The 21,554-nt window shown below is 50.6% G+C and carries 13 protein-coding genes; 11 read left to right on the plus strand and 2 right to left on the minus strand.

The annotated features are described in order from the left end of the window. The first annotated feature begins 29 nt into the window (after positions 1-29). The 9 genes from DSZ37_RS06425 to DSZ37_RS06465 all read left to right on the plus strand — a co-directional run bounded on the left by DSZ37_RS06425 (position 30) and on the right by DSZ37_RS06465 (position 11,836). Positions 30-893, plus strand: coding sequence for an energy-coupling factor transporter ATPase (locus DSZ37_RS06425; RefSeq protein WP_109726114.1), 864 nt, complete (start codon positions 30-32; stop codon positions 891-893). Continuing rightward, a complete protein-coding gene (locus DSZ37_RS06430) occupies positions 894-1,697 on the plus strand; it encodes an energy-coupling factor transporter transmembrane component T family protein (protein WP_109726115.1) in 804 nt (267 codons plus the stop codon). Between the two features lie 23 nt (positions 1,698-1,720). Further along, positions 1,721-4,624 carry a YfhO family protein gene (locus DSZ37_RS06435; RefSeq protein WP_109726116.1) on the plus strand — a complete coding sequence of 968 codons (2,904 nt, stop codon included), beginning with the start codon at positions 1,721-1,723 and terminating at the stop codon, positions 4,622-4,624. Further along, positions 4,584-5,348 (plus strand): tRNA pseudouridine(38-40) synthase TruA, encoded by a 765-nt coding sequence (gene truA, locus DSZ37_RS06440; protein ID WP_109726117.1) that lies wholly within the window; start codon positions 4,584-4,586, stop codon positions 5,346-5,348. Before DSZ37_RS06435 ends, truA begins: the two co-directional genes overlap by 41 nt. A 55-nt stretch (positions 5,349-5,403) precedes the next feature. Next, positions 5,404-6,567 carry a DUF5711 family protein gene (locus DSZ37_RS06445; RefSeq protein ID WP_242978585.1) on the plus strand — a complete coding sequence of 388 codons (1,164 nt, stop codon included), beginning with the start codon at positions 5,404-5,406 and terminating at the stop codon, positions 6,565-6,567. A gap of 65 nt (positions 6,568-6,632) precedes the next feature. Further along, complete coding sequence (locus tag DSZ37_RS06450; RefSeq protein ID WP_109726119.1) at positions 6,633-7,532, plus strand: hypothetical protein; 900 nt, start codon at positions 6,633-6,635, stop codon at positions 7,530-7,532. Between the two features lie 70 nt (positions 7,533-7,602). Further along, positions 7,603-9,957, plus strand: a complete 2,355-nt coding sequence (locus tag DSZ37_RS06455) for an ATP-dependent Clp protease ATP-binding subunit (RefSeq protein ID WP_181380259.1) — start codon at positions 7,603-7,605, stop codon at positions 9,955-9,957. Next, positions 9,947-10,645, plus strand: coding sequence for a cohesin domain-containing protein (locus DSZ37_RS06460; RefSeq protein WP_109726120.1), 699 nt, complete (start codon positions 9,947-9,949; stop codon positions 10,643-10,645). The genes DSZ37_RS06455 and DSZ37_RS06460 overlap by 11 nt, the downstream gene beginning before the upstream one ends. A 63-nt stretch (positions 10,646-10,708) precedes the next feature. Beyond that, on the plus strand, positions 10,709-11,836 hold the full coding sequence (locus tag DSZ37_RS06465) for a DUF4317 domain-containing protein (protein WP_109726121.1): 1,128 nt from the start codon (positions 10,709-10,711) through the stop codon (positions 11,834-11,836). A 345-nt stretch (positions 11,837-12,181) separates the two neighbouring features. Here DSZ37_RS06465 and DSZ37_RS06470 read toward each other — a convergent pair whose 3' ends face one another. Beyond that, positions 12,182-16,129: an endo-1,4-beta-xylanase gene (locus DSZ37_RS06470; protein ID WP_109726122.1), complete on the minus strand. Its 3,948-nt coding sequence runs from the start codon at positions 16,127-16,129 to the stop codon at positions 12,182-12,184. A gap of 524 nt (positions 16,130-16,653) precedes the next feature. Here DSZ37_RS06470 and yicI point away from each other — a divergent pair. Both yicI and DSZ37_RS06480 read left to right on the plus strand, forming a co-directional pair. Further along, a complete protein-coding gene (yicI, locus tag DSZ37_RS06475) occupies positions 16,654-18,957 on the plus strand; it encodes an alpha-xylosidase (protein ID WP_109726123.1) in 2,304 nt (767 codons plus the stop codon). 98 nt (positions 18,958-19,055) lie between these two features. Then, on the plus strand, positions 19,056-20,234 hold the full coding sequence (locus DSZ37_RS06480) for a CPBP family intramembrane glutamic endopeptidase (protein ID WP_109726124.1): 1,179 nt from the start codon (positions 19,056-19,058) through the stop codon (positions 20,232-20,234). Positions 20,235-20,573: 339 nt separating this feature from the next. On the opposite strand, the gene DSZ37_RS06485 is transcribed toward DSZ37_RS06480, so the two are convergent. Next, on the minus strand, positions 20,574-21,533 hold the full coding sequence (locus tag DSZ37_RS06485; RefSeq protein WP_181380260.1) for a CPBP family intramembrane glutamic endopeptidase: 960 nt from the start codon (positions 21,531-21,533) through the stop codon (positions 20,574-20,576). Positions 21,534-21,554 lie beyond the last annotated feature (21 nt).

A 21,554-nucleotide genomic window follows, 5' to 3' on the forward strand; every position in this document is an offset into this window, starting at 1 on the left:
AGCTCACAGGAAAGAAAAGGAGAATAGAATTGGCTATCCTTGAAACACAGGAGCTCACATATACCTACAGCCCCGGTACTCCCTTTGAGAAGACCGCTGTGGACCATGTGAGCCTTAAAATAGAAGAGGGCGAAATGGTGGGCGTCATGGGGCATACAGGCTCAGGCAAATCCACGCTCATACAGCATTTCAACGGACTCCTCAAGCCTACGTCGGGAAAGGTGCTTCTCGACGGAAAGGACATCTGGGCGGACAAGGACAAGATAAGAGATGTGCGCTTTAAGGTGGGGCTTGTTTTCCAGTACCCCGAGTATCAGATATTCGAGGAGACCGTCTACAAGGACATCGCCTTCGGTCCGAAGAATATGGGACTTGACGAGGCTGAGATAAAGCGCCGCGTCCATGAGACCGCAAATGATATAGGTCTTTCGGAGGAGCTCCTCGAGCGCTCTCCCTTTGAGCTTTCGGGCGGTCAGAAGCGCCGTGTGGCTATCGCAGGCGTTATGGCTATGGAGCCGAAGGTGCTCATTCTCGACGAGCCTACCGCAGGTCTCGACCCTGCGGGCAGGGACAAGATACTCGAGCATATCAAGCGCTACCATGAGCGCACAAAGAATACCATCCTCATTGTCTCTCACAGCATGGAGGACATTGCTTCCTTTGCGGACAAGATACTTGTCATGAGCAAGGCAAAGCTATTCTGCTATGACGAGACGGTAAAGGTCTTCGCAAGAGCCGACGAGATATCCGAGATAGGTCTGGACGTACCACAGATAACCAGAGTTTTCGGAGAGCTCAGACGCAGGGGACTTGACTTCGGCAAGGAGGTCTACACAGTAGGCTATGCCCGTGACCTGCTGCTCAGGAAGCTGAAGGAAAGGGAGGTACGCTGAATGCTGAGAGATATCACCATCGGACAGTATTTTCCCGGAGACAGCGTTATCCACAAGCTTGACCCAAGGTTCAAGATAGTGATAACCATTCTCTATATCGTAATGCTTTTTTCGGGCGGAAATTACCTCTGCCTTGCAGTGGGAGCAGTCTTCACCATAGGAGCCATACTCCTGTCGAAGATACCGCTGAAAATGTTCGTGAAGAGCGTCAAGCCGCTGTTTATCTTCCTTATGATAACGGCCGTCATAAACCTGTTCTTCATGAGCCGCGGAAACGTGCTCCTGCACTGGAAATTCATAAAGATAACAGACGAAGGCGTACACACCAGCGTATTCATGGTCATAAGGATAGTCCTTCTTATCATGGGAAGCTCACTGCTGACCTACACTACCTCGCCCATAACGCTGACCGACGCCATAGAGCGGCTGCTCTCGCCGCTGAGAAAGATAAAGTTCCCCGTACATGAGCTGGCGATGATGATGTCCATAGCGCTCAGATTCATCCCCACACTCATCGAGGAGACGGACAAGATAATGTCCGCACAGAAAGCCCGTGGAGCCGAAATAGATACAGGAAGCTTCACAACGAGAGCAAAGAACCTCATCTCCATACTGGTGCCCCTGTTCATCTCCGCGTTCAGACGTGCGGACGAGCTGGCTACGGCTATGGAGTGCCGCTGCTACCACGGCGGAGAGGGAAGAACACGTCTCAGACAGCTGAAGTCTGCGCCCCGTGATTATATCGCACTTGGCGTGACTGTCCTGTTCCTTGCGGGAGTTATAGTTCTGGGAAGACTGTTCTGACAAGAACAAAAGAGAGGGTAAAAATGAACAAAGAGGAAAAAAGAGCCGCAAGGCGCACAAGGCTTGAGCGGTTCAGAAAAGGAAAATTCTACGGGATACTGTACGATAAGGGAGTCCTGTACTTCCTGCTTTCGTTCCTTATCCCATTTGCGATAATGCTGTATGCCTTCGGCATTTACGGCGTTCATCCCTTCGGAGACAGGCAGATACTTGTAGTCGACCTGTGGCATCAGTACTACCCGTTTTTCAGGGTGGTACACGAGAAGCTCACAAGCGGCGGCTCGTTCCTGTACTCATGGGAAAACGGTATGGGCACCAATTTCCTGTCGCTCATATCCTATTACGCGGCAAGTCCGCTGAACTGGCTCTCGGTGTTCTTCGGCGAGGGCAATGAACGTGATGCGCTTACGTTCATACTGGCGGCAAAGATAGGTTTCGCAGGAGCCTTTTTCAGCACATTCCTGCGGTATACATATAAGCGCAGGGACTTCACCATATGTATGTTCTCGGTGATGTACGCCCTTTGCAGCTACACTCTGGGCTATTACTGGAACGTAATGTGGTTCGACACCATCGCACTGTTCCCTCTGGTCATGACGGGTATCGTCATGATATGCCGTGAGGGAAAATGGAAGGTGTTCACCTTCGGTCTCGCGCTGTCACTCATAGCAAACTACTATGTGGGATATTTCACCTGCATATTCTCGGTATTCATGTTCGCTTCGGCAAGCATCATCGAGTGCAGGGGCATAAAGGACTGGTTCAGGAAGCTGTTTCTGATGATACGCTCCTCAGTTCTCGGCATAGGTCTGGGAGGCTTCATCCTCCTGCCTGCATACTACGGATTACAGCTCACATACAGCGCAAACAACACCATGCCGCGGGAGATGTCCTTCTATGAGGACTGGAAGAAGATATTCGCAAACCTGCTCTCATACAATGAGCCCACAAAGGTGGACGGACTTCCCAACTTTGCCTGCGGAATGCTGGCGGTGCTCCTCTTCGGAGTGTTCCTGCTGTCATTCGGCATAAAGATAAGGGAGAAGATATCGTCACTGATAATGCTGGGTATCATCGCCGTGAGCTGCAATATGAATATCCTCAACTTCATCTGGCACGGCTTCCACTTCACCAATCAGATACCATACAGATTTGCTTTTATATTCAGCTTTGTACTGGCGGCGTCGGCGTTCAGGGCGCTGGATATCATGCTCAAAAAGGGCATTAAGATATACCAGCTCATACTGATGCCCATAGCTCCTGTGACGGTGTTCGTCCTCAACCGCATGGTGGAGGGTGACGCATTCAAGCCCTCACAGGCTTTCAAGAGCTCACTTGTCATTACCGCCGCATTCTGGCTCATATTCATCGCGGCAAAGATATTCCCGTTCAAGACCACAAAGAGGCGGAACGTGCTGCTGACACTTGCCCTTACGGCAGCGGTGCTCAGCGAGTTCGTCAGCAACGCACAGATAGGCGTCAGGACCGTGGACACTACGGGCTACTACGACTATCCTGCCAGCTACGGCGACGTAAAGCCCCTCCTTGACAAGGTGAAAAAGAACGACAAGGACCTTTTCTACCGTATGGAGATGACACAGACCTACACCTTAAATGACAGTGCGCTGTACGGCTACCGCGGAGTATCGCAGTTCTCGTCGGCAGCAAATGTCTCGGTGACGACAATGTTCAAGCGTCTGGGGCTCTATGCCTCGGAGGCGGGAAACAGATACTATTACAGAACATCTACCCCCGTTGTGAATTCGCTTCTGGGAATAAAATACATCATCAAGAAGGGCGGCACACTCAACTCAGAGGGCTGGGTCCTTGAGGAGGAGGACTCCTCGGGAAGCACACATCTTTACAAGAACCGCTATCCTCTGTCAATGGGCTTCATGGTCAAGGATAATGTGCTCCTCATGGAGGACGGCGGCGGCGCCAATCCCTTCGAGTATCAGAACGACCTTATCCGCAGGGTCTCGGGTGTTGAGGACAGGCTTTTCGTGCCCCAGCCCGTGGCTCTCGTGGAATACGACGGACTTGACGTAACAAAGAACGGCTACGGGAACTACACTTTCCAGAACGACTCGGATGAGCCAACAGGAAGCGCTTTATACACCTATGACTGCATCGACGGCAGCTACCTCTACGGTTATGCGAACGGTACGGGCGGCACCTGCGATACCCTTGAGATAAAGTGCGGCGAGGATCTGGTGGACTCGGGCAAGCTCATCGAGAGCTACCCCATAGTATTTACCATGGGCAACGGTCAGGGCGGAGAGACCTCCACGGTGAGGATAACCTCCAACAAGGATCACAAGACAGGCAACTTCAAGCTGATGATATATGCTCTTGATACGAAGATATTCGACAGGGCTTATGAGGAGCTCGCCGATGAACAGCTCAATATAACCGAGTTTTCCGACAGGAAGATAAGGGGAGAGCTCACCGCAAAGGAGGACGGCATACTCTTCCTGTCCATTCCATACGAAAAGGGCTGGAAGGTATACGTTGACGGCGAGAGGGCTGAGACTTTCAAGCTCCTTCAGGCTGTGACAGGCGTAAAGGTCGCCAAGGGCAGCCACGATATCCGCATAGAGTATACTCCCGAGGGCTTCCCTCTGGGTGTTACCATATCCTTCGTCAGTCTCGGACTGATAATACTGGCAATGCTTTTCGACAGAAGAAGGCTGCGCCGGCGCAGGAGAACAGCTCCCGCGGCGGAGGCTCCTCAGGAGGAGCTTCAGGAGCAGCCGCCATTCAATTACAGAGCTGAGGTATACGATCAGGTCTGCGAGTCCCTCATAGGTGAGGATGTAGGCAGGGTCGAGGATACCGAGGTCATACTGTACGACGGAAGCAAAAAGCCCGAAAAGGAGGTCGATGATGCGAAATCTGAAAGTGACCATAGCATACAGGGGGACTAAGTATCACGGCTTTCAGCGGCAGAGCAACGCGGTAACGGTGCAGGAGGTGCTCGAAAAGGCGCTGTCAAAGGTGCTCAACGAGCCTGTGACCATTACGGGCTGCTCGCGGACGGATACGGGAGTCCATGCCAATATGTTCTGCTTCAATGTAAAGACCAGCAGCAGGATACACTGCCTCGGCTTTTGCAGAGGAGTGAACGGCGAGCTTCCCGATGATATATCCATACTGAGCTGTGAGGACGTTCCCGAGGACTTCCACGCGCGGTTCGACTGCAAGGGCAAGGAGTACATCTACAAGATACACTGCAGCGAATCGAAAAATCCTTTCGCCGCCGATCTTATGCTCCATTACAGGAGAAAATTCGACATCGAGGCGGCAAGAAAGGCGGCACAATACTTTGTGGGGACCCATGATTTCTCCTCGTTTTGTGCCGATTGCACAAATGTTTCCACGACTGTAAGGACTATTTATTCTTTCAGAATAGAAAATAGTGGAGATTCTGTGATAATGCTTGTAAAAGGCAACGGTTTTTTGTATAATATGATTAGGATAATGGCAGGGACTCTGCTGGACGTAAGCGAAAAACGCATCTCGCCCGACGATATCCCCGCTATCCTTGCCGCAAAAGACCGCTTGAAGGCAGGCAGAACAGCCATGGCTCACGGACTGTATCTGAACCGCGTGTTCTACAGCGAGGATGAGCTTATGAAAGATACATACTGATGAGGCGGCTCTCATCAGCAAGAACAAAGGATAAGGAGGTGTCAGTGTGCCGAAAATGTATGACGCCGATGATATAGTCGATCTTAAAAATCGCAAGAGACGGCGGAAAAGACTTATGCGGTTTCTGACTATCCTGCTTATAGCGGGCATTGGAACGGGTCTTTATTTTACCCGTGACAAGTGGTATAATAAGTTAAGGGGTATAGGAGAACAGTACAGGACTATCGTCAATTCAGGCAAGCTGGCTGAGGGCAATTTCCCGATAGAAGTCAGCAGCGGATCGGATTACCAGTTTGAGCTTACAGACAGGAAAATGATCGTGATGAGCGATACCTATACTTACTTCTACGATACTGACGGAGCGCTTCTGAGACGCCGTCAGCATACATACACCAACACGGTGCTCCGTGCAGCAGGGGGTAGAGCCCTGCTCTATGAAAACGGAGGGAACGAGCTCTGTGTGGAGGATGAGGATCAGATCATCTACACCAAGACTCTTCCGAAGAATCTCATACTCTTCGCAAGGATAAGCGAGGAGGGATATACGGCTGTTGTCACAACTTCCGACAAATACAGCTGTGAGATCATCGTATATGATAAAAGGGGAAAGGTCATATACGAAAGAAAATGTATCGAAAAGGTCAGTGACCTGAGCTTCATAGAAAGGAGCAAGGGCTGTGTGCTGAGCTATATCTCGGCAGAAAACGACCAGCTCGTAACTAATGTTCAGGAGATCGACTTCAGCGAAAACGGTGAGCACTGGACATCCCCGGGACTTAATACCCTCGGACTTGATGTTTTTGGCTACGGAAAGGGCGCATTTGTGCTCGGAACGGACGCCTGCGGCTACGTTGATGACAACGGGCAGATAAGCTCGTATTACTCCTATGACGGCAAGCTTGCCGCAGGAGCAAGCGAGGGCGGCAACTCTGCGGTTATCGTCAACGACGACGACAGAAGAAAATATGTAATGGCTATATTCAAGGGCGGCAATACAGAAGCCCGTATTATCGAGCTGGACAAGCCCTCGATAGATGTTGCTATATATGAGGATCTCGTTTATGTTATGTGTCAGGGTCAGATAAATGCCTATGACTTTAACGGAGGTCTGCGCTCTGTCGCCGAGGTAAGCGACTCTTACACCGGATTCCTTCGCAGCGACGATCATATTTTCCTGAAGGGCTATAATAAAATAGACCGTATAGACTATGAGAGCTGATTTTTGGTACGATCAATCCACATTTGAAGGGAGGAAGCGTCACCTTATCAAATGACGCGATCTATATGGGAGTACAATTCTGGTGGTTTTATGATGTTATCGCAGTTGCAACTATCCTTATCTGCTTATTCATCACAGTAAAAAGAGGTTTTTTAAAGGCAGCAGTATCGCTGCTGGGTTATGTATTGGCATTATTTATCGCGCTGTCTCTCAGTTCGTCTATCGGCAGCTCAATATACAGCAAGTCTGTAAGAGAGAGCAATGTCAAAAAGATGGATCAGGCTCTTTCCGAGAACGAGTTCTCAGAGGAGCTGGCAAAGTATCTTGAATCTCTGGGATACAATGTCAAGGTAGACCGCGACAAGCTCACCGGTATCTACATCAAGGGCGAGGATGTTGATGAGAATATCTATACCTATCTCAACAATATCAACGGCAGAAAGGTAGAATCCGAGGAGGGCATCTTCTATAACAAGCTCCATGAGGGTTATGCCACCGTTATGAGCGGTCTGGTATCAAAGCACCTCAGCGAGTATTCCGCAGAGTGTGCCGCAAAGGAGATAAGGGAGCATCCGACAAAGTTCTACGGCTTCATGAAGCTTATGGATGAACCCGACAGCAGAAGAGCACCTGCTGAGTTTATCGTTGATAATTACCTCAAGGCACCTTATGTCTCGATTATCAAGCTCATAACCCTTATAGTCATGCTCATAATATTCCTCGTTCTTACCATAATCATTTCAACTACAGCAGGCAAGAACGATAAGATGGAACCAAGCATCGTTACCCATGTGATATGCGGACTCATAGGCATATTCAAGGGCGCGGTATTCGTGTTCCTTATAGCGGTAATGGTCCGTCTTTATGTGGTATTCGGAAGCAACAAAATGCTCTTCTTCAACCACGAGGCAATAGACAAGACCTTTATCTTCAAGTACATCTACGATATCGTAAAGGGTATCTGAGGCGGCTTGACAACAGCGCCCGCGGTTTGCGGAACAAGCGCATAGAAATTACTACAGGAGGAACTGCCTGATGATAATGTGCAGTAAATGCAAAAAAAGACCTGCGGTGGTGTTCATCACCTCCGTTCAGGGCAGCGAAAAGAAAAACGAGGGTCTGTGCCTTTCATGTGCAAGGGCGCAGAATATCCCGCAGATAAAGGAATACATGGATAAGCTGGGCATCACCGACGAGGAGCTGGATCAGCTCTCGGATCAGATGATGGGTATGCTTGACGGCGACAGCTTTGAAATGGGCGGCTCGGGCGTACTTCCCGACTTTATCACGAATATGTTCGGCGGAAACAGCGGCGACGACTCAGAGGGCGGAGATAAGCCCGATGAGGGCGGCTTCGACCCGAGAAGCATCTTCGGCGGCGGACGTTCCGATGACAAGCAGTCCGACAGCAAGGAGAAGAAAGGTCTTTTCGGACGCAATAAGGAGAAAAAGCCGAGAGAGCCCAAATTCCTCGGAAGCTACTGCACCAATCTGTCACAGAAGGCTGCTGACGGCAAGCTGGACAATATCATCGGCAGAGACAACGAGATAGCAAGAGTTATACAGATCCTTTCAAGGCGTACCAAGAACAACCCCTGCCTCATAGGCGAGCCGGGTGTCGGCAAGACCGCTATCGCAGAGGGTATAGCTCTCCGCATCAACGAGGGAAATGTTCCCTTCAACCTTGTGGATAAGAAGGTATATCTTCTCGACCTCACCGCTCTTGTTGCGGGAACTCAGTTCCGCGGACAGTTTGAGAGCCGTGTAAAGGGGCTTGTGGACGAGGTAAAGCGCGAGGGCAATATCATACTCTTCATAGACGAGGTACACAATCTTGTCGGCGCAGGAGACTCTGAGGGCTCAATGAACGCTGCAAATATCCTGAAGCCTGCCCTTTCACGAGGCGAGGTCCAGGTCATCGGTGCCACCACATTCGGCGAGTACCGCAAGTATATCGAGAAGGATTCCGCTCTCGAGCGCCGTTTCCAGCCTGTTACAGTCAACGAGCCCACCATCGAGGACACAGTCAACGTCCTCGTGGGCATAAAGAAATATTACGAGGAGTTCCACAAGGTACACATCTCCGATTACCTTGTGAGAGTGTGCGCTGTGCTCTCAGAGAGATACATCACAGACCGCTTCCTGCCCGATAAGGCTATCGACCTTATGGACGAAAGCTGTGCATACGCCTGCATACGCTCTCCCGAGATAGGCGAGTACGAAAAGCTCAAAAAGGAGATAAAGGTACTGGAGGACATGGAGAAGTCCATTTCCGAGCAGGATGAGATAGACTATCAGGCTCTTGCAGAGGTAAAGGGCAAACTCATACACATCCGCGAGACTGAGGCTGAGCTCAAAGAGAAGGCTGAGAACATCAATGTTGAGGAGTCCGATATCACCAAGGTCATCGAGCGCTGGACGGGTATCCCTGCGGCTAAGATAGCAGAGAACGAGTTCCTGAAGATATCAAGGCTGGAGGGTGCTCTCAAAAAGAGGGTCATCGGTCAGGACGAGGCTGTTTCGGTACTCACAAGAGCTATCAAGCGCACAAGAGTACAGCTCAGCAAGCGCCGCAGACCTGCTTCATTCGTGTTCGTGGGTCCCACAGGCGTAGGTAAGACAGAGCTGGTAAAGGCACTTGCCGAGGAGCTCTTTGACTCTCCCGATCCGCTCATCAGACTGGATATGACCGAGTATATGGAGAAGCACTCCGTTGCGAGAATGATAGGCTCGCCTCCCGGATACGTCGGCTACGACGAGGCAGGACAGCTCACAGAAAAGGTTCGCAGAAAGCCCTACTCCGTAATACTCTTTGACGAGATAGAGAAGGCTCACCCCGATGTTATGAATATCCTTATGCAGATACTGGACGAGGGCAAGGTGGACGACGCTCACGGAAGGACCGTAAACTTTGCAAATACCATCATCTGTATGACCTCAAACGCAGGCTCTACGGACAAGAGCATAGGCGTTGGCTTCAACCGCACAGAGAATGAAATATCAAGAGACAAGGCTATGAAGGGTCTGAGGGAGTTCCTCCGCCCCGAGTTCATCAGCCGTATAGACGAGATCGTTGTGTTCAAGGATCTCACAAAGGAGAATTTCGCTGACATTGCCGCTCTTATGATCGACGAGATGAAGGAGCCCCTTGCAGAAAAGGATATCACCGTGGACTACACAAGACAGGCTCTTGAACTCATTGCCGAGAAGTCCTTCGGAAAGCCCTACGGCGCAAGAGATATCCGCAGAGTCATCCGTGACGAGGTGGAGGATCAGGTGGCTGAGCTCATTCTTGAGCGCGGCTCTGAGATCAATAAGATAAGCATTTCCTGCGACGGCGACAAGATAGTTGTCGGGGGCAGTAAGGAGGCAAAAGAAGATGAAGCGTAAGTTACTGTCACTTATTGCAGTTATGGCAGCTTCGGCAGCTGTTTTCACAGGCTGTCTCGATTCGGGAAAAAGCAGCTCGGCGGGCACAACGGCTCCCGAGGAGACAACTGCCTCTGAGCCCTTTACCAATGACGAGGGCGAGGAGCTGTCCGAGAGCATGGAGCTCATGTATGTCAAATTCAGGGACGTTCCCGCACTGGAGAGCGGTCCCGTTATAAAGATCAGCGATACCACCGCAAAGCCCGGAGAGATAGCAGAGGTAACGGTTTCTCTCACGGGAGCAGACAACCAGTGGAATATGTGCGGAATACACATCACATATCCCGATGTACTGGAGTGCCAGCTGTCCAATGCCGAGGAGCTGTATGCGCTGTACGAGCCCGGCGATGCTGTAAGGAATAACGCAGGCTTTGTAGCTATGGACTGGGAGGACAATCTTGCACCCGAAATGGTAAGAGAGCATAACAAGTCGCTGTTCTTCACCACCATGTTCATGGATACTAAGGGACATGACGGCGATATCGCCACATTCTACTTCAAGGTCCCCGACGATGCACAGCCCGGAACGGTCTATAAGCTCAGCTATTACTATATGGACTCTGATATGTTCCGCGATGAGCAGTCGGATATGTCATTCGAGAAGTATGCCTTTGAGCATCTTCAGGACGGAAGTATCACTATAAGATAAGTTTACGGAGCTGCGGCGCATAAGTGCGGCAGCTCCGTATGTTTCTGAGAAAGGAAGTACATAATGAATAAAAAGGAAACAGCAGAGATAAAGAAGAATTTTTCCGACAAGAGCGGATTTTTCATCATGGAGAGAGTTCTTACAGCGTTCATCGACGCGGATAAGAATGTTCGCTATCACAATGTCAGCTCATGTCTCACCATGCCTGTTGAGGAGCACGATGTCTACGACGAGACGCTGAAAAAGGTGCTCAACACCAACGTGGGCAAGGCTTTTGTGGAGTATGAGTTCCCCAACGAGGCATATGACGAGGGTCAGCCCCAGAACATCCTCTATACCCTCCTCACCTCCGAGCTGAAGGACGAGACAGCCTGTGAGGACTTCCTCAACCATATTGCCAACAACATCGCCTATACGGGACCCTTTGCGGTGATAACATCCTACTGCACCTATACCATCCGCAAGAAGGACAAGAATGACGAGTTCGCTGACGGCGAGGACGAGATATACCGCTATATCCTCACAGCTATCTGCCCCGTTAACACCAGCAAGGACGGCTTTATTTTCGACAGTGTCGGCAACGAGATAACCAAGAAGGTAAACACCGAGCTCATCATCAGCAAGGCTCCCTCGGACGGCTTCCTTTACCCTGTTTTCAGCAACAGGAGCTCCGATATCAACCATGTGATGTACTACACCAAGAATGTGAAGGCTCCTAACGTGTCGGTGGTTGAGAACGTGCTGGGCTGCACCTTTGTGATGTCGGCAGAGAGCGAAAAGAGCAGCTTCCAGAGCATACTCAAGAACGTAGTGGGTGAGGACCTTGACTATATGCTTATCAAGACCGTGAACGAGAAGATACAGGAGGTCGTGGACGACAGCAAGGACGAGACCGACAAGGTGGTCATCGACAATGCAAAGCTGAAGGATATCCTTGTGGATGTGGGACTTCCCGAGGAGAGAGTTAACATGGTGGAGCCCGTATACGAAAAGGTCTGCGGCACAGCTCCACTTACTGCGGCAAATCTTGTGGAGAACAAGACAGTTCTCACCTCACCGGGCATCACCGTTAACATCAAGCCCTCGGCGGCAGATAAGGTGCGTACAAGTGTGGTGGACGGCAGAAGATGCCTGCTCATTGATATCGACGACCCTACCATTGAGATAAACGGACTTCCCGTTACTCTGTAATATAAATCATAATTTAGCGGAGCTAAATTATGATTTAAGCCGTTAGCCCAAAGCCATTAGCCGTTAGCCTGATGTAGGGGCGGCGTTCCGCCGCCCGATAATAAAGCGGCGAAGCCGCTTCCTAATGGCTAAAAGCTAAAGGCTAATGGCTTCGGAATTTAACACCTTCGGTGTTAAATTCCGAGTTATCCGAGCGACAATAATATGCGATAAAAAACAGGAAAGCCGTGCTGCTCAAGCACGGCTTTCCTGTTCTGATTTGTCCCTTACAATTTATTTTTGGAATTATATCAATCTGTGCGGCGCGTTGTGCAGATGCACCGCACAGATCAACATCGAAAAGAATTATGACATCGACCAGCTGTCGAAGCTTACGTCGCCGTTAGCTACAAAGTAGATGTCTGAAGCGCCGCTGGGGATATTTGCGAGAGGAGTCTCAATAGTTTCCATTGAGCCGCCTGCGGGTACTTCAATGTAGGTTATAGCCTCGCCGCTTGCTGAACCTGCGCAAACCTTGATGATCGCGCCGCTCTTGGATGAAGCCTTTGCAGTAAGTGTGCCGCTTACCTTGGAGAAGTCGACCTTGCTTACCTTAGCCCATTCGCCCTTCTTGAACTCGACTGTTGTGTTGCCTACGCCTGAAACTGTGATGCCCTTTGACTCGTTAGCCATTGTAGCAGCGCGTACAGTCTTGGTAGGATCTAGGTTCTGAATCTGTGAGCAGCCCTTCATATCGCCGCTGCAGCTGAGTGTGCCGTTTGAAGAATTGTATGTACACTCATTGATCTGAGTTGAACGATAGTTACCGTCCTTGTTATCCTTGTTACGGTTATTGGGATCGCCGCTGTCGATGAAGGTATTGCCCATGCGGAGGGACTGCTGACGTGAGTGATATGCTACATAGTACTTGCCCTTGAACTCGATGATAGAGTGGTGGTTGTTACCGCCGTTGTCTATTCTCTGAGTACCTGTATTCTTGAATACAACGCCCTTGAGCTGGTTCTTTGTCCAAGGACCTAAGGGATTAGTGGAAGTCATGTAGAGGATATCTGCGTTGCCGAAGCTTACGCCGTTGATGTTTGTGCCGCCGGGAACGTTCCAGTTAGCACAGTATGAATAGTACCATGTGTCGCCTATCTTGATAAGGCTTGAATCCTCGAAGAGGTAAGGAGTCTCCATAGTCTGAGGAGTTCCTGAAAGTGAGGTCATGTCTGAACCGAGCTTAACAACTCTGCCTGTCTTGGGGTTGTCGTAGCCGTTGCCGTCGTTCTGCTTCTTGCCGCCGCCGAAGAAGAGGTAAGCCTCATCGGTCTTTTCATCGTAGTATACGCCGGGGTCGAAGAGCCATTCTACGTTGCTGCAGTTAGCTGTATTGCGGCTTACGAGTTCGCGGCCGATAGGATCCTTTACATTCTTGGTGAATGTGGGATCATCAGCTGAAAGAACGCCGATGCCTGAGCCGTTGTTTGCGAAGTAGAGGAAGAACTTAGGCTTGCCGTCTACCATCTTCCATGCTGCATCGGGAGCCCATGCTGCGTTTGCCCATGAAGCAATGCCGTTTGTGGTCCTGCCGTTTCTTGCAGCTACGGGGATAGCGCCGTGGTCAGTCCAGTTTACCATATCGTCGGTAGATACACAGTTGATAGTACCTGAGTTATATGTGTTTATCTGGAGTCTGCCGTCGCGGTAGTACTCAAATGCGTCGTTGGTGGTATAGATGTAAAGTCTTCCGTCATATACCATCCAGCCGGGGTCAGCACCGAAGCGCTGAGTTGTGAGAGGATTGTTCTCTCCGTCCTTTTTCCATGATTCTGCAATATTCACTGTTCCAAATTTAGCAGCTAAAGCGCTGATGTCAACCTGTGGCTTGTTTACGGGGAATTCTGTGATCTTCTTGAGGATGTACTGCTGGAGGAGAACCAGATCGGCAACTTCAAAAGTTCTGTTCTGGTCAACGTCGGCAGCCTTCTGAGTCATTGAATCCTCGAAGCCGCCGTTGAGGAGTCCTCTTCTTGCAGCGACCATATCCAGAGAGTCGATGCACTCGTCGAAGTTTACATCGCCGAGGATGACTGTGCGGATATGAGGCTGTCCTGCGCCGGGAACTACTGTACCTGCGGGAGCGCCTACTGCGTCATCGATATAGAAGTTTGTGAATATCGTCTCGTGAGTTGTCTCAACGTAGATCTGTACGTCGGTAGCGCCCGAGGGTATCTTGAAGTTTGTGTTTGCAAGCTGTACCCACTCGCCCTTTGGAGCAGATGCCAGAGCGATCTGATCGTAATGGGGCTCGTTGTCAGCGTCATTGTACTGGAGTGTGAGCTTGAATTCCTGAGAATCCAGATCACCGTCGAGGTAGCAGGCATTTACTGAGAAGCTGTACTCCTCGCCGGGCTTGAATATTCTTGAATTGAGGGGCATTGCTGCGCCGTTCCATGAAGCCTCTCTGTCCTGAACGAGGAGGGCTTCCTTGCCTTCGTAATTTGTTCTGCCGCTGGTGCTTACAGAAGCTGAGCCTCTGCCTACCCAGTTGTCCTCTGAGCCTTCAAAGTGGCTGTGGAACCAGTAACCGTCGGAATCGGGCTCGGGGTCTGAGATGGTGAAGTTAGAGCTTCCGGGACCGTGGTAGGGGAGACCTTCGCTCCACTGGCTGTCGGGAACAAGGCTTGTGATAGCGTTGTAAGCTAACTTGGGCTGATTGTTTCCGTCATAGAGCAGAGGCTGATTGCTTTTGCCTGAATTCCTGTCTGTGCCTACCCATGAGTTATTGTCGTTGGGTCCCCACACCTGAACGAGAGTTACGTTAGGTCCGTTGGGGTGGCTTGCGTTCCAGTCCATAGCGTGCTTGAATATAGCCTTGTACTTGTCAGCCTGCTGCTGTAAGGTGTACTTGCCGCCCTCAGTTGAGAGGTCAAGCTCTGTTACCTGAACATCGATACCGAGGTTGAGGTACTTGTCCATAGCTGCGAGGTAGGAGTTTGTGTCGCCCCATGCGCCGCTTGCAGCGCAGTTGAGGTGAGACTGCATACCCATACCGTCGATGAGTCCCTTAGCCATGAGAGGCTTGAGGATTGTGTTTATGATGCAGTTCTGCTTGTCATTAGCGAACTCGTTATAGTCGTTGTAGAAAAGCTTACAGGTCGGAGGAGCGTACTGTCTTGCATAGGTGAATGCCTTCTCAACGAAGGAGTTGTTTCCGTAAACTCTTACCCATGCAGATGAGCCGTTCTGACCCTCTGTGCCGTTTGTAGGTCTGAGACCGCCCTGTGAAGCGGTGCCGTCATAGATGACCTCGTTACAAACGTCGTAAGCATAGAGGTCGAGGTCGGGGTACTGAGTTGCGTATGCGTTGAACATATTCTTGATGTAGCTCTCCATACGCTGATCCATAGTGGAGCTGTTTACATAACCGCCGTTGTCGCTGAAGTTCTCCTTGAAGAACCACTCATGAGTCTGGCTGTGCCATACAAGGGTATGACCTCTGAAGCCGAGACCGTGCTCAACGCAGAAATCGCAGATAGCTGCACAGCTGTTGAGAGATACCTTTACGTTGGTATTGGTCGAGCCGTTCTGGACCATAGTATCCCATGGCTTTGTCTCGTTCTCGCACTCGATAGCGTTGCAGTCCTTGAGCAGTATGCCCTGGATACCGCTGTTCTTGATGGTACCGCCGTTGAAGATGTTGCCAACGCGGAAGTAATCGCCGAACTCGTCCTTGAGACCCTTGCCTGCGGGAGCAGCGTGTGCCTCAAGAGCTTTCTTGTCTCCTGTGATGAGGAAATCATCAAAGAAGAAGTCATCTGTGGAGTCTGTGGTGATCTTTAACTTGAACTCGTAGCTTCCCTCGGGAGCGGTATAGCTGTTCTTCAGCTCTGTCCACTGACCTGCGGGAACGTTCTTGGAAGCCAGCTCAACAGTTGTCTCCTCCTCTGTCTCCTCGTCGATGACCAGAAGTGAAAGGTGGAACTTCTGAGCGGTATTGCTGAATACCTTTACGCTGTAATTGTACTTGTCTCCGCCGAAAAGGTAGAGACCCTTTGATGAAGCGGCGCCGTCCTCAGCGGAAGCACGTCCCGAGACCTTCATGCCTCTTGACATATCTGCGCCTGCTGCGGGCTGAGCTGTGAGCTCTACGGTGTCGCCCTCGCCGTACCAGCCGTCATAGTTGCGTTCAAAATCGTTGGTTACGATAGAAGCAGCGTATGTGCGCTGTACGAATTCGGGAAATGCCACGAAGGCGCCCGAAAGACAGCTTGCAGCGGTAAGACTTGCGACAAGTTTTTTGAATTTCATACATTCTCCTCCTCAATATTTATTTATTTTATTTTTTTCGCTCACGCAATGATATACCGTATATCATTTCATGCTGTTACACTCATTTTACTTCAATAATAATAACATTGCAACTCAAAAAACAAAGATTTGGTGTACAAAACGAAGAATGTGCCGAAAAATAGGCGTTTGCCTTAAAATTTTGGTTAAGATATTACTATTTTTAGCATAATAATGCTATTTCAGAAAATGTGTGATATTTTGCATGATATGTTATACCAAAAGCTCTGCATCATCGGTGCAAAACAGCATTTTTTAACGGCATGAAAGGCTGTATACCGCCCATGTGCGGAATGCAGAAAAAGTGCAGAAGTCGTTATATCCGCAGGGGAAAGTAACTTGCAAAAATTACCATTTGTAGAAAGTCCACCTAAGGCGTAAACCTTGCGGAAGACTTGACAAAACGGATTGAAAAGTTCATAAAAACATGATATGATAGTACTATCATGACATACAGCGCTTTCGGCGCGAAAGGAGTTGAAAAAATGAAAGTATCCGACGGTTACTGGCTCAGCAGGACGGGCTACGATGTCAGCTGGGCAGCTCAGATATACGAGACCGCAGCGGACGACAGGTCCCTGACGGTCTGGGCGGCTACACAGTTCATATCAAACAGGGGCATGACCTTAGGCGGTCCAATGCTCACCGTGACCTTTACCTCTACCCTCGAGAACAGCATCAAGGTCACCATAAGCCATTTCAGCGGCGGCGTGAAAAAGCGTCCCTCTTTCCCTCTCAATGAGGACAGCGGCTTCCGCCCCGTCATAAAGCGTACAGAGGACGGCGGCTGGGAGCTCATTTCGGGAATGACCTCCGTCAGGATCGGCGCAGACGGCAAGGAGTGGGATATCTCTTACAGATACGGCGGCAGGCTGCTTACAAAGTCGGGCTGGCGGACTACGTCCATCATCGGGGAGGAGCCCCTGCGGAGACAGCTCCGACAGCAGGAGACCGTGGGAGAGCGCTTCTTCTCGAGGTGGGACAACGGCGGCAGCACCTATATCCGCGAGATGCTTGATATCTCCGTAGGGGAGTACATCTACGGCTTCGGCGAGAAGTTCACCTCTTTTGTGAAGAACGGTCAGACCGTTGAGGTGTGGAACGACGACGGCGGCACCTGCACCGAGCAGAGCTACAAGTCTGTGCCTTTCTTTACATCGTCGAGGGGCTACGGAGTGTTCGTGAATACGCCTGCGAGAGTCAGCTTCGAGGTGGGCAGCGAGAACGTGTCAAAGACTGCATTTTCCGTGCAGGGCGAGACTCTGGAGTACTTCATCTTCGGCGGAGATACCATTGCAGACGTTATAGAGCGATATACCGCCCTCACGGGCAGACCTGCACTGCCGCCGCCGTGGTCATTCGGACTGTGGCTGTCAACGTCCTTTACCACGGATTATGACGAGGAGACAGTGACCTCTTTCATTGACGGTATGCAGCAGAGAGACATACCCCTTGACGTTTTCCACTTTGACTGCTTCTGGATGAAGGAGATGGAGTGGTGCAGCTTCCGCTGGGATGAGAGCAAGTTCCCCGACCCGAGGGCGATAATAGCGAGACTGAAGTCAAGGGGACTGCGTGTATGCGTGTGGATAAATCCCTATGTGGGGCAGAAATCCCCTGTGTTCGCAGAGTGCGCGGAAAAGGGCTATCTCCTGAAAAACAGGGACGGCTCCGTGTTCCAGTGTGATATGTGGCAGTCGGGCATGGGCATCATCGACTTCACCAACCCGAAAGCGAGGGAGTGGTATGCCGCGCAGATACGGGGACTTGCTGATATGGGCGTGGATGCGGTAAAGACGGATTTCGGTGAGCGTATCCCCACGGACGTGGTCTGGCACGACGGCTCCGACCCGTATATGATGCATAACTATTACGCTTATCTCTACAACAGAACGGCTTTTGAAGCCCTTGACGGCAAGGGCTGCCTTTTCGCAAGGTCAGCCACCGCAGGCTGCCAGCAGTTTCCCGTTCACTGGGGCGGAGACTGCTTCTCGGACTATAATTCCATGTGGGAGACTCTCCGCGGCGGACTGTCGCTGTGTATGTCGGGCTTCGGCTTCTTCTCCCATGATATCGGCGGCTTCGAGGCAACAGGCACACCCGACCTCTACAAGCGGTGGACAGCCTTCGGGCTCATGTCCTCCCATTCGCGCTATCACGGCAATAACTCCTATCGTGTGCCGTGGCATTTCGACGAGGAGAGCTGCGATGTGGCAAGGCATTTCGTGAAGCTGAAAGGCAGGCTCATGCCCTATATCTGGAGCAGCGCCGTAAAGGCACATCTCACGGGTATCCCCGTCATGAGGGCAATGGCTGTGGACTTCACCCGCGACCGCGGCGCACTCACTGTTGACACTCAGTATATGCTGGGGGACTCACTGTTGGCGGCTCCTGTTTTCAGCGAGGATGGCGAGTGCAGCTTCTACCTTCCCATTGGCGGCACATGGACCGATATACAGACAGGTGAGGAACTTCAGGGCGGCGGCTGGTATACCCGTAAGTACGATTATTTTGGTATGCCTCTGTATGCAAAGCCCGACTCCGTCATAGTGTACGGAAACTTTACCGACACCGCCGACTATGATTACGCCGACGGCATGAGGATAGTGTTCTACGGCATGAGCGAGGGCGGCTGTGCGGAGACCGCCGTATACGACAGAAACGGTGATATCGCCGCAGAGATAAGAGCGGTCCGCAGGGGAGAGGAGCTCCTTGTTACAGTCACGGGAACCGGCAAGCCGTTCACCTGTGAGAGTGCTCAGGGACTTGCAATAGTGTACAGCAGATGAAAACTTGCTGCTGCCCCTTTACTTTTATTGATTTTTATGTTAAAATATAGTTCGGAATATGCTGAAGATACAGAGAAAGGCAGGGATAAACGACAGAAATGAATGAAACACAGGGATACAGTGCGGAATATGCCGCACTTAACCATGAGATATACAGCCTTACAAAGCAGCTCGAAGCTAAGGAAAAGGAACTGAAAGAAAAGCAGAAGACCGATGTCTATGACCCCTTCGACAACCCCTCAGAGTACCACTGGTACAACGATGACTATTCGGAGATACTTCCGTGGATAACCATGCCCGAGTTCTCAGTGCCGTATGAGCCTGCAAAGGTGGAAAAGAACGCTCTCAGGAAGTATTACAACATAGGCGGATTTACTTTCCTGTTCCAGTTCCTCGCCTCAAATGTGCTGGCGCTGCTGCTCATATCGGGCATACAGCTGATACTTGGGAAGCTAAACCCCGACGCGGCTTCGGGAGCGATAGAACACTATATGAGGGGCGGAGCGATATTTGTCTCCATAAACCTTATCATATATCTTGCCGCAAATGTAGGATTTGCCTTCATAGGACTGAAATGGGCAAAAGTAAAGCCCTCGTTCATGCTGAATACGCGGGATTACAGCTTCAGCGACGCTGTGGTCCACTGCCTTGCGGGACTGTTCATATGGATATGTGCAGGAGTCCTTTCGCAGGGCATAGACAATATCTTCTCGCAGTACGGCTTTTCAACAGATGTGGACATGGATTACGGCAATACGGGTCTGGGATTTGCCATAATGACCATATACAGCTGCATCATCGCTCCGCTGACAGAGGAGATAATGTTCCGGGGGGCGCTGATGAAGATATTTTCCAAGGCAGACAGACGCTTCGCCATATTCATATCGGCAGTGTTCTTCGGACTGGCACACGGAAATATCCCCCAGTTCATGCTGGCTTTCCTTATCGGAATATTCTTCGGACACATCGATATGAAGCACAACTCCATAATCCCCTCCATAATAGTGCATATCTTTATCAACTCAATGGTAACGGTTATGTCACTTCTTGAGGAGCATGACATCGCGCTGGGGCTTTATTCTCTGGCACTTATCGCAGGCGCAGTAATCGGACTAATCCTGCTGATAATCTTCCGCGTGAAGAACAAGCTGCCCATGGCAACACCTGCCCAGAGGCTGAGAGGCATATCTGTGGCAAAGACCTCGGTAGGATGTATAATCGCAGTGGTCATCCACATCGGATACATGGCACTGAACATAATAGCTACGAAACAATAAAAAAGCCCCAATGCGTAAGGGCGGTACTCTTATAGAATGTTATAGCAAATTATCGGGGGAAAACCTTTCTGAGGAAAGGTTCTTCCCCCGAACCCCTTTTCCAAAGACTTTATAACTGAATTTAGCCCCGACAGGGCGCTCCTCACAAGATGTGAAAATCAGTAATAATACTGAGAGCGCCCTGTCTGGGCTAAATTAAATGCTGAAAGTTTTAGGAAAGGAGTTTGAGGAAGAACCCTTTTTCAAAAGGGTTTTCCTCAATATCACTTGTAAAACTTCTATAAGAATACCGCCATTAAGCTTCGGGGCTTTTGTCTGATATACTGTTTAGTGCGGATATCACTGTGCCGCAGGCTTTTTTGCAGCCTTTTTGCTCAGCAGGAACAATATGACAGCTGTGCCGATACCCAATGCGACAGTGGTGAATATGCTGCCCTCTATGCCGAACTCACCGCCTGTGAGCAGCGCCTTTGAGGAGACGGTGGAAGTGCGCAGTATGGAGGGATAGTCGGAAGTTCCGCTGACGCTTATGCCGTACAGGCTTCCCTGTGTGAAGTTCCAGATGGAATGTATGGTGGAAATGCCCCATATACTTTCTGTAAGCGTCAGGTAAAGTGCTGCAAAGACGCCGAAAAGGGTGAGATTGATAAAGGCGATGACTCCGAAGCCGGGATTTGAGGCGTGTGCAAGTGCAAAGCCCACGGAGGTTATGCCCACCGCGACTGCGGTGTGGTAGCCTGCGCCGCCGATGGTCGTGAACAGATAGCCGCGGAAGATGAACTCCTCGCTCATACCCTGTACCACAAACCCGAAGAAGAACAGTATTATCTTGGTGTAGTCAGCGTCGGTGCAGACAACGGTCCTGCTTGCGCCTGCGGCGTTGCTCATGGCAACGATGGCGGACATAAGCCCCGCACCGATGACCAGTCCGATGATGTAATTTGGTACGCAGCGCTTCTTTACAGCGCCCATGGAGCGGACGGACCGCATCTCGATAAAACGGCAGTAGAACATGGCGCCAAGGGTGCCGAAGATCGTACTGAACAGAGTGGCGATCATTGTGTTGGTGTCTGCAAGTGCCTTCTTTGAGGCATCCATTGACGCCTCCCATTTGCTGTCCTTGTCCGAATTGGCAATATTCTCGGCGATATCCCTCCATGACATTATGCCGGGGACAAATGACTCCAGCAGGGCGATCACTATGAAAACCACTATAAAGCAGATAAGTATCTTATAGAGCTTTTTTGAAGCGTGTGACTTTGACGCTTCGTCGAATAATTTGGGTCTGTAATTAAACATCAAAACACCTCCGAATATCAT

This window comes from Ruminococcus flavefaciens (assembly GCF_900116855.1).
Classification (GTDB): Bacteria; Bacillota; Clostridia; order Oscillospirales; family Ruminococcaceae; genus Ruminococcus; species Ruminococcus flavefaciens_R.